Here is a 10,147-nt window from a genome sequence, read left to right on the forward strand (position 1 = left end):
CGGGCCAGCCCGGCCAGCACCTCGCGCGACGGGCGCGGGCCGCGGGACTGCTCCAGGCGCGTGTAGTACTCGGTCGAGATGAACGCCAGCTGCGCCACCTCCTCGCGGCGCAGTCCCGGCGTGCGGCGGCGCGGCCCGGCGGGCAGCCCCACGTCGGCGGGGGTGATCCGCTCGCGCCTGCTGCGCAGGAAGGCCGCAAGTTCTTGTCTGTCCACACCTCCAGTGTGCGCGGGTGGCGTGGGCCCATCCAGGTACCGCCGGTGCCTGGATGGGCTCCGCGAACCGGCGCAGGCTCACTGCCATGGACAACACACGAACCAACGACACATCCGCCGCCCCTGCCACCCTCGGCCTGCTGGACGGCAAGGTCGCCTTCATCACCGGCGCCGGTCGCGGTATCGGCGCGGCCGCCGCGCGGCTGTTCGCCCGAGAGGGCGCCCGGGTACTGCTCGCGGCCCGGACGGAGGCCCAGCTGAAGGCGGTGACCGAGGAGGTCCGGGCGGCGGGCGGCATCGCGGACTACGTGGTGTGCGACCTGGCAGACCCGGCCGCCGTACGCGCCGCCGTGGACCGGACCGTGGACCTGTACGGCCGTCTCGACACCGCCTTCAACAACGGCGGTACGTTCGTGCCGCCCGGCCCGATGGACCAGGTGACCGAGGCCGACTTCGACTACGTCTACGCCGTGAACCTCAAGGGCCCGTGGCTGGCCATGGCCGCCGAGGTCGCCGCCATCCGGGCCACCGCCGGGACGGGGGCCATCGTCAACAACTCGTCCGTCGGCAGCCTGATGGGCAACCCCGAACTGCCCGCTTACGGCGCGATGAAGCGAGCGGTCAACAGCCTCACCGAGTCGGCCGCCATCACGTACGGCCCGGAGGGCATCCGCGTCAACGCCATCGCACCCGGCAACACGCTGACCGAGATGATCCGTACCTGGGAAGAGGAGTCCCCCGGCCTCCAGGAGCGGCTCCAGGCGCACACACCGCTGCGCCGCGCGGCCGACCCCGACGAGATCGCCCAGGCCGCCGCCTGGCTCCTCAGCGACCGCTCCTCCTTCGTGACCGGCACGGTCCTGCGGGTCGACGGAGGCGCGCGAGCCTGAACCGTGGGCACGCGTGGCGTTCACCGGATGAACCCGGGCGGCCGGGCACTAGAGTGAAGGGTCCCTGTCAGAAAGTTCCGGGCCGGAACCGTCCAGGCGTGCGTTGGTGAAGGAGACACGGTGACCCTGCGCGAGAACGATCCGCGGTCAGTCGGCGGCTACCGGATCGAATCGCGGATCGGGAGCGGCGGCATGGGCGTCGTCTATCTCGGCAGGTCGGCCTCGGGGCGGGCCGTCGCCGTCAAGGTCGTACACACGAGGTATGCCGACAACGCCGAGTTCCGGGCCAGGTTCCGGCAGGAGATCGTGGCCGCTCGCCGGGTCAGCGGGGCGTTCACCGCGCCGGTCGTGGACGCCGACCCGGACGCGGAACGACCGTGGATGGCAACCGCGTTCGTCCCGGGCCCCACACTCGCCGAACGGGTCGCCGAGGCGGGTCCGCTGGATTGGCGGGCGCTGCGCCGCCTCGGCACCGAACTCGCCGAGGTGCTGCGTGAGATCCACCGCGCGGAGGTCGTGCACCGGGACCTCAAGCCGAGCAATGTGCTCCTGCTGGAGGGCGAGGGCGACGACGGGGCGGCACGCGTCATCGACTTCGGCATCTCGCGCGCGGCCAGCAGTGATGTCCGCACCCAGACGGGCATGGTGATGGGCTCGCCGCCCTTCATGGCACCGGAGCAGTTCAGCCGCCCCCGCGAGGTCGGCCCCGCCGTCGATGTGTTCTCGCTGGGGGCGGTACTCATGTACGCGGCCACCGGGCGCAGCCCCTTCGAGGCGGAGAACGCCTATCTCGCCGCGTACAACACCGTGCACAGCGAGCCCGAGCTGGACGAACTGCCGGAGCCGCTGCGCCCGTTGGTCGCCGCCTGTCTGGCGAAGGAGCCGGCGGACCGTCCGACGTCGAGCGAGGTGCTGGACGCCCTGACCGGGCTGCCGGAGGAGCCGGCTGACGAAGAGTCCGGCGAGGAGCCGTCCCGGATCCCGGTGACCGTGCTGTCGGAATCAGGGGCGCTACCGTCACCGTCCTCGGGCGCGAAGCCGGCCGAACGGAAGCGCCGTGGGAAATGGCTGTGGACCGCCCTCGTCGGCGCGGTCCTCCTCGGTATGACGGGCGTGGCTTCGGTCACCGTGCTGGACAACGACCCGGCGAGCACGGTCGGCCAGGCCGACCAGCGGGTGACGCCCCGTGGTTCGGCACCGGCGGGCTGGCGGCCGTGGCACAACGCACTGGAGCCGGACAAGGACGATCCGATGCCCATGGGTCCGACGTGTGTTCCGGACGCGCTCGGCGTCTTCTGCTCCTCTCCCCAGGTCGCCCTCATGCGACTGAGTTCGGCGACGGGCCGGGTGGACTGGACGAAGCCCATGAGCCAGAAGAAGGTCGACGGTTTCTCCCTGCGCGATCCCGTCGTCCGCGAGGGTGTGGTGTTCGTCAACAGCTCGGACCGCTCCGAGGGAGTGGACGCCTACGACGCCAGGACCGGCGCGCGGCTGTGGCATGTGGACGGTCCGGTGGGCGACTTCGCGTACCTGAGCGGGGTGCTGCTCATACGGCTGGACGAGCTCGGGCCTTCCGACACCGCGCGCTTCGCGGCGTACGAGCCACGCACAGGTGAGGAACTGTGGCGGCGCAAGCTGGCCTCCGCGTCGGCGAGCCCGTTCCACGAGGGGTCCAAGGGGGCCCTCTACGCCGATCTGCGCGGCGGATCCGGCGGCATAGCCCGCCTCGACGCACGGACCGGCCGGACCCTGGGCAACGTCGAGGCGCCCAAGGGCGATCTGTGGCTGGCCACCGTCCACGACGACACGGCGTACTACGCCCGCTGGGACGACAACTCCGGGGTCTCCGCCGCCTTCTTCATCCAGGAGCTCGACAGCGGGAAGACCCGCCGAATCGACTTCCCCTGGAGCGTCGAGCCGGAAGCGCCGCCGCTGGTGCGCGGCGACACCATGTACATCTTCGACTACGGCAACGAGACCCTGCTCGCCCTCGACCTGAAGCGCGGGAAGCCGCTGTGGACCAGCTCGCGCGACCTGCGCGTCTTCAGCGAACCGGCCCTCCACGACGGCCGGTTGTACGTCACGATGCCGGACACCAGCGTCCTGGCTCTCGATCCGCGCACCGGCAAGGAGATCGGGCGTACCACCTCGTCCTTCGACACGGAGGGCCGTTCCTTCGAGGAACTGACGCCGAATTCGGTGCCGCCGCTCCTGGTGGGCGGTGTGCTGTACGGCGCCAGCGGGCCGGGGGTCTTCTCGGTGGCCGACGTTCCCTGAGCGTCGAGGTCGCCGGGTGGAGCGGTTCGCCGCCGGACGCGTCCCCGTCTCCCGACCGCTCCGGATCGGCGGGGAACGCATGCACGAGAAGCATCAGGCCGCGCGGTACGAGCGGTCCCACCCAGGGCGTCCGACCCTGACGCCCGTCGCGACCAGGCGCCCGTACACCCCTTGCCCAGCCCCCGGCTCCCACCTAGCCTGAGTTTGTGCCGCAAATAAACAAATCCCGAACGCACAACGACGTGCCGGGCCACAGCAACGACCTCACCCGACTCCGTATCGCCCTCACCACCTTCTTCGCCCTCGACGGCTTCATCTTCGCCGGGTGGGTCGTCCGCATTCCCGCCATCAAGGCACAGACCGGCGCCTCCGCCAGCACACTGGGGCTCGCCCTTCTCGGCGTCTCCGCGGGAGCCGTCGTCACGATGATGTTCACCGGCCGGCTCTGCCGCCGCTACGGCAGCCACCCCGTCACCGTCGTCTGCGGCATCCTGCTCTCCCTCAGCGTCGCGCTGCCGCCCCTCACCCACTCCACCTGGGCACTCGGCGCGGTCCTGCTGGTCTTCGGCGCCGCGTACGGCGGGATCAACGTCGCCTTCAACAGCGCCGCCGTCGACCTGGTGGCCGTGCTGCGGCGGCCGATCATGCCCAGTTTCCACGCGGCCTTCAGCCTGGGCGGGATGATCGGCGCCGGTCTCGGCGGACTGGTCGCGGGCTCGCTGTCGCCGACGCGGCATCTGCTGGGCCTGACCGTGATCGGCCTGCTGGTGACGGCTGTCGCGGGACGCGCCCTGCTGCGGTACGAGTCCCCCGTACCGCCGCCGGCTCCCGGGCGTCCCGAGGAGCGTGCACCGCGCCGACCGGACCCCCGTACGCGTCGGCTGGTGGTCGTCTTCGGCCTGATCGCCCTCTGTACGGCCTACGGAGAGGGGGCCCTGGCCGACTGGGGCACCTTGCACCTGGAGCAGGACCTGGACGCACACCCGGGCATCGCGGCCGCGGGTTACTCGTGTTTCGCGCTCGCCATGACGATCGGCCGGCTCTGCGGGACCACTCTCCTGGAGCGGCTCGGGCGGACCCGGACGGTGGTCGTGGGCGGCTCCATGGCGGCTGTCGGCATGCTCGTCGGATCGCTCGCCCCTTCGGTGTGGGCGGCCCTGCTCGGCTTCGCCGTCACCGGGATCGGCCTCGCGAACATCTTCCCGATCGCCGTCGAACGGGCCGGTGCCCTGGCCGGTCCCAGCGGCGTCGCCGTCGCCTCCACCTTCGGCTACGGCGGCATGCTCCTCGGACCACCCGCCATCGGCTTCATGGCCGACTGGTTCTCCCTGCCCATCGCCCTCACCAGCGTGGCGACCCTGGCCGCGGTGGCCGCCGTCATCGGATACGGGACGCGACGGGCGACGGCCGACTGACGGCGCCTCGTCGGAGCCGCCGCCGGGCGAACGCCACGGAGGCTCGGCGTCCCGCGCGCCCGGCCCGACATCGCCACGGCACAGCGCGCCACAGCAGGGCAGGGCAGAGTGGTAACCGACGCACCATACGGATCAGGAAAGTTGATGTCATGACCGACAAGCTCACCGTCAGTGTCCTCGGCACCGGGATCATGGGCGCCGCGATGGCCCGCAACCTCGTCCGCGCCGGACACACCGTCCGGGCCTGGAACCGCTCCCGAGACAAGGCCGAACCCCTCACCGCCGACGGCGCACACGTCGTCGACACCCCCGCGGAGGCGGTCGAGGGCGCCGATGTCGTCCTCACCATGCTGTACGACGGCCCCTCCGCGCTGGACGTGATGCGGCAGGCCGCGCCCGCCCTGCGTGCCGGCACCGCGTGGGTGCAGTCGACGACCGCCGGGATCGAGGCCGTCGGCGAACTGGCCACCTTCGCCCGCGAGAAGGGCCTGGTCTTCTACGACGCGCCGGTTCTCGGCACCCGACAGCCCGCCGAGGCCGGTCAGTTGCTCGTCCTGGCCGCCGGTCCGAGCGACGGCAGGGAGGCCGTGACGCCGGTCTTCGACGCCGTCGGCGCCCGTACGGTGTGGACGGGTGAGGACGGTGCGGCGGGCAGCGCCACCCGTCTCAAGCTCGTGGCCAACAGCTGGGTCCTCTCCGTCACCAACGCGACCGGTGAGGTACTGGCCCTGGCCCTGGCTCTGGACGTGGACCCGCAGAGCTTCTTCGACGCCATCGCGGGCGGCCCGCTGGACATGGGCTATCTGCGCGCCAAGGCCGGGCCCATCCTCAACGACCGGCTTTCACCGGCCGCCTTCGCCGTGGGCACCGCCGCCAAGGACGCCCGTCTGATCGTCGAGGCGGGCGAGCGGCACGGCCTCCGTCTCGACGTCGCCGCCGCGAGCGCCGAACGCTTCGCCCGCGCCGCCGCCCAGGGCCACGCGGACGAGGACATGGCCGCCGCGTACTTCGCGAGCTTCGACGAGAAGAACGCGGACACCGAGGGCTGACCGAGCCGCATCCGCCCGGGTCAGAGGCGGCGGAAAGACATCACCCCCCGTCCCTCCTGAAGCCCGCTCCATCCGGCACACTCCCCCGCATGGAGATTGCCGAGTTCGTTCGAATCCTGGACCGGGAGGGCGGGTTGCTGGCCGAGGCCGCCGAGGAGGCCGGGGCCGACGCCAAGGTGCCCACCTGTCCGGAGTGGCAGGTGCGGGACCTGTTGCGGCACACCGGCATGGTGCACCGCTGGGCCACGGCGTTCGTGGCCGAGGGGCACACCTCTTACCATCCCGACGGCGGCCTGCCCGAGCTGGACGGCGCGGAGTTGCTGACCTGGTTCCGGGACGGGCACCGCAAGCTCGTCGACACGCTTGCCTCCGCCTCTCCCGACGTGGAGTGCTGGAGTTTCCTGCCCGCGCCTTCGCCGCTCGCCTTCTGGGCTCGGCGGCAGGCCCACGAGACGACCGTGCACCGGGTGGACGCGGAGTCCGCACGCGGCGGCACCCCGACCACGGTCCCCGTCGACTTCGCGGTCGACGGCATCGACGAACTGCTGCTCGGCTTCCACGCCCGCAGCAGGAGCAGGGTACGGACGGACGAGCCGCGTGTCCTGAGGGTGCGGGCCTCGGACTCGGACGCCGTGTGGAGCGTACGGCTGTCGGCCGAACCCCCGGCGGCCCAGCGCGGCGAAGTGGCGGACGCGGACTGCGAGTTGGCGGGGACGGCCGCCCAGCTCCACCTGGCGCTGTGGAACCGCGGCCCGTTCCCTGGTGTGACGGGAGACTCCTCGATCGCGACACTGTGGCGGGAGAAGTCGGCGGTCACCTGGAGCTGAGCGGCGGCACGCGACAACAACGGCGGCGGACGGGCGGCCGCATCAGCGACTCAACCGGCCCAGCCGGTTCACCCCGCCCGGCCGGTCCCCCGGCCCAGCCACTTCACCCGGCGGAGCCACCCGCCAGCATCCGCCCCAGCACCGCACGCTGCACCGGCAGCACCTCGCCGTGCAGCGCGCGCCCCTTCGGTGTGAGGGCGACCCGGACACCGCGCCGGTCCTCCGGGCACATGCAGCGCTCCACGAGGCCGTCCTTCTCCAGACGGCCGATCAGCCGGGACAGCGCGCTCTGGCTCAGATGAACCCGCTCGGCGATCTCCTGGACTCGGTAGGAGATGTCACCGCCGTCGGCCGGCGTGGTCGCGGCCAGCACGTCGAGGACCTCGAAGTCGCTTGCACCCAGACCGTGTTGGTGCAACGTCCGGTCCAGTTCGCAGAGTGTGCGCGCGTGCACCGCGAGGATGTCGCGCCACTGGTCAACGAGGCCCTGCTCGGCCTTCTCGACAGCCGCCATGGCCCGCACCCTAGCAAAAGACCGCCTTTGTTGCATCCGCATTAAATGCGCTTGCATTGAATGCATGCGCATGTACTGTGTGGCGCATGACCTCTCCGCTCACCACCTCCGCGGCACCGTCCTCGACGGTTCGCTGGACGCCTCGCCTGTGGGGCACCCTCCTGGTGCTCTGCGCCGCGATGTTCCTGGACGCGCTGGACGTGTCGATGGTCGGCGTCGCCCTGCCGTCCATCGGTTCCGAACTCGATCTCTCCACCTCGACCCTGCAGTGGATCGTCAGTGGCTACATCCTCGGCTACGGCGGCCTGTTGCTCCTCGGCGGACGCGCCGCCGACCTCCTCGGCCGCCGCCAGGTCTTCCTGGTGGCACTCGGCGTCTTCGCGCTCGCCTCGCTGCTCGGCGGGCTCGTCGACTCGGGCCCGCTGCTCATCGCCAGCCGGTTCATCAAGGGCCTGAGCGCCGCGTTCACCGCTCCCGCGGGCCTGTCGATCATCACCACGACGTTCCCGGAGGGCCCGCTGCGCAACCGCGCGCTCTCCATCTACGTCACCTGTGCCGCGACCGGTTTCTCGATGGGCCTCGTCCTGTCCGGGCTGCTCACCGAGGCGAGCTGGCGCCTCACCATGCTGCTGCCCGCACCCATCGCGGTCATCGCCCTGATAGCCGGGCTGAAGCTCATCCCGCGCAGCGAGCGCGACCGCACTCACCGCGGCTACGACATACCGGGCGCCATCATCGGCACCGCCTCGATGCTGCTGCTCGTCTTCACCGTCGTCCAGGCGCCCGAAGTGGGCTGGACCACGGCCCGTACGCTGCTGTCGTTCCTCGCGGTGGCCGTCCTGCTGACCGTGTTCGTACGCGTCGAGCAGCGCAGCGCAAGCCCGCTCATCCGGCTCGGCGTACTCCGCTCCGGCAACCAGATCCGGGCGCAGCTGGGCGCCATGGCGTTCTTCGGCTCGTACGTCAGCTTCCAGTTCCTTGTCACGCTCTACATGCAGTCGCTGCTCGGCTGGTCGGCACTGCACACCGCGCTCGCCTTCCTGCCCGCGGGCGCGCTGGTGGCGCTGTCCTCGACAAAGATGGGCGCGATCGTCGACCGGTTCGGCACTCCACGGCTCATCGTGGCCGGCTTCGCCCTGATGGTCGTCGGCTACGCGCTGTTCCTGCGGGTCGACCTGGACCCCGTGTACGCGGCGGTGATCCTGCCGTCCATGCTGCTGATCGGCGCGGCCTGCGCGCTGGTCTTCCCCTCGCTCAACATCCAGGCCACCAACGGCGTGGACGACCACGAGCAGGGCATGGTCTCGGGTCTGCTCAACACCTCGGTGCAGGTGGGCGGTGCGATCTTCCTCGCGATCGTGACGGCCGTGGTGACCGCGAACTCCTCCGAGAGCTCCTCGCCGCAGGCGGTCCTCGACAGCTACCGTCCCGGTCTGGTCGTCGTCACCGCGATCGCCGTGGTGGGCCTGCTCATCACGGCCACCGGACTGCGCGGACAGCGCACGCGGCAGACGACGATCCTGGTCGCCAAGTCCGGGGACGTGCCCGAGGACGAGCGGGTGCAGGAGGACGCACGGGTCGCGGCCCGCGACTGACACCCTCCATCGCGACGACGTGCCCCCGGCGGGGGCCCTCCCTCACGACGACGTGCGCCCGGCGGACTTCCTTGCCCCGCCGGGCGCGCCTTTCCTTGCCCCGCCGGGCGCTCCCCTGTGAGACTGCCCGTATGGGACAGACCAGGGGGCGGCGGACTCAGTCCGAGCGGGACGAGATGACCGTCGAGATCGGATACGCGTTGTTCAGCGCCGCGTTCGCCGCGGCGGTGGCGTTCGGAGCCCTGGCCGGACCCGCACTGCTCTTCGACCTGCCGGTCACCATCGAGAAGATCCAGCTCGCGGCGGGGACCTCACTCGCGGCCGTGCTCTTCGTCTTCCGGGTGGCCAGTGTGCTGGTCCGTTTCCGGCAGCCGCCTCAGCCCAACCAGCCCGGCCGCACCAGGCCCGACTCGTAGGCGAGCACGACCAGTTGGGCCCTGTCACGGGCGCCCAGCTTCACCATGGTCCGACTGACATGGGTCTTCGCGGTCAGCGGGCTGACGACCAGCCGGCGCGCGATCTCGTCGTTCGACAGTCCGATGCCGACCAGAGCCATCACCTCCCGCTCCCGCTCGGTGAGTTCGGCGAGCGCCCCGGCGGCCGCCGGCTCCTTGGAGCGCGCCGCGAACTCGGCGATCAGCCGACGGGTCACGCCGGGTGACAGCAGTGCGTCGCCCTCGACCACCGCCCGCACCGCGCGCAGGAGTTCCTCCGGTTCGGTGTCCTTGACGAGGAAGCCGGACGCTCCGGAGCGGATGGCCTCGAAGACGTACTCGTCCAGCTCGAAGGTGGTGAGCATGACCACCTTGACATCAGTCAGGCCGTCGTCGTCGGTGATGCGGCGGGTCGCGGCGAGGCCGTCGAGCAGGGGCATGCGGATGTCCATCAGGACGACGTCGGGCCGCAGTTCGCGCACCGCGCGCAGCGCCTCCTCGCCGTCGGCGGCCTCTCCGGCCACCTCGATGTCCGGCTGGGCGTCGAGGAGTGCCTTGAAGCCTGCGCGGACCAGCGACTGGTCGTCGGCGAGCAGTACGCGGATCACCGGTCCTCCTTCAGCTTGGGGGATTCCTCGGACTTCCCGGACGTCCCGGCCGACGCCTCTGACGTCCCGCGCGAGTTCTTGAGCGGCAGCAGGGCCAGCACCCGAAAACCTCCGTCCTCGCGCGGTCCGGCCTCGATCGTGCCGCCCAGGGCCGCGGCCCGCTCCCGCATTCCGGCCAGCCCGTTGCCGCTGCCGCCCGCGTCCTCGCCCGTCGCGGGTCCGTCGTCGTCGATACGCAGCGTCAACGCGTCGCGCGCGTAATCGACCCGCACGCGCGCGTGCCGCGATCCGGAGTGCCGTACGACGTTGGTCAGCGCCTCCTG

11 protein-coding genes are annotated in these 10,147 nt (G+C 71.3%); 7 read left to right on the plus strand and 4 right to left on the minus strand.

All coding sequences use genetic code 11. The features are described from left to right. Window positions 1-215, minus strand: a 215-nt coding sequence (locus O3Q52_RS40520) for a helix-turn-helix transcriptional regulator (RefSeq protein ID WP_269653561.1), incomplete at its 3' end; no start/stop codon positions are given. A gap of 86 nt (window positions 216-301) precedes the next feature. Here O3Q52_RS40520 and O3Q52_RS40525 point away from each other — a divergent pair. The 5 genes from O3Q52_RS40525 (at window position 302) to O3Q52_RS40545 (ending at window position 6,673) form a co-directional block, all read left to right on the plus strand. Then, window positions 302-1,105, plus strand: a complete 804-nt coding sequence (locus O3Q52_RS40525) for an SDR family NAD(P)-dependent oxidoreductase (protein ID WP_269653562.1) — start codon at window positions 302-304, stop codon at window positions 1,103-1,105. 120 nt (window positions 1,106-1,225) lie between these two features. After that, entirely contained in the window at window positions 1,226-3,382 is a 2,157-nt protein-coding gene (locus O3Q52_RS40530; RefSeq protein ID WP_269653563.1) for a serine/threonine-protein kinase, read from the plus strand. A 242-nt stretch (window positions 3,383-3,624) separates the two neighbouring features. After that, window positions 3,625-4,797, plus strand: a complete 1,173-nt coding sequence (locus O3Q52_RS40535) for an MFS transporter (protein WP_269653564.1) — start codon at window positions 3,625-3,627, stop codon at window positions 4,795-4,797. Between the two features lie 149 nt (window positions 4,798-4,946). After that, window positions 4,947-5,846, plus strand: coding sequence for an NAD(P)-dependent oxidoreductase (locus O3Q52_RS40540; RefSeq protein ID WP_269653565.1), 900 nt, complete (start codon window positions 4,947-4,949; stop codon window positions 5,844-5,846). A gap of 89 nt (window positions 5,847-5,935) precedes the next feature. Further along, entirely contained in the window at window positions 5,936-6,673 is a 738-nt protein-coding gene (locus O3Q52_RS40545) for a maleylpyruvate isomerase family mycothiol-dependent enzyme (protein ID WP_269653566.1), read from the plus strand. Between the two features lie 103 nt (window positions 6,674-6,776). Here O3Q52_RS40545 and O3Q52_RS40550 read toward each other — a convergent pair whose 3' ends face one another. Beyond that, the gene (locus tag O3Q52_RS40550; RefSeq protein ID WP_269653567.1) at window positions 6,777-7,187 is read right to left on the minus strand and encodes a MarR family winged helix-turn-helix transcriptional regulator; all 411 of its coding nucleotides are present in this window, start codon (window positions 7,185-7,187) and stop codon (window positions 6,777-6,779) included. An 86-nt stretch (window positions 7,188-7,273) separates the two neighbouring features. Here O3Q52_RS40550 and O3Q52_RS40555 point away from each other — a divergent pair, with 86 nt between their 5' ends. Next, window positions 7,274-8,782, plus strand: coding sequence for an MFS transporter (locus O3Q52_RS40555; protein ID WP_269653568.1), 1,509 nt, complete (start codon window positions 7,274-7,276; stop codon window positions 8,780-8,782). A 131-nt stretch (window positions 8,783-8,913) separates the two neighbouring features. Further along, window positions 8,914-9,198 carry a DUF6332 family protein gene (locus O3Q52_RS40560; protein ID WP_269653569.1) on the plus strand — a complete coding sequence of 95 codons (285 nt, stop codon included), beginning with the start codon at window positions 8,914-8,916 and terminating at the stop codon, window positions 9,196-9,198. Here O3Q52_RS40560 and O3Q52_RS40565 read toward each other — a convergent pair. Both O3Q52_RS40565 and O3Q52_RS40570 read right to left on the minus strand, forming a co-directional pair. Then, window positions 9,159-9,824, minus strand: coding sequence for a response regulator transcription factor (locus O3Q52_RS40565; protein ID WP_269653570.1), 666 nt, complete (start codon window positions 9,822-9,824; stop codon window positions 9,159-9,161). The genes O3Q52_RS40560 and O3Q52_RS40565 overlap by 40 nt on opposite strands. Continuing rightward, a partial coding sequence (locus tag O3Q52_RS40570; protein WP_332112990.1) for an ATP-binding protein occupies window positions 9,821-10,147 on the minus strand: 327 nt, incomplete at its 5' end. The genes O3Q52_RS40570 and O3Q52_RS40565, both read right to left, overlap by 4 nt.

Source organism: Streptomyces sp. ActVer (genome assembly GCF_027270795.1).
Classification (GTDB): Bacteria; Actinomycetota; Actinomycetes; order Streptomycetales; family Streptomycetaceae; genus Streptomyces; species Streptomyces umbrinus_A.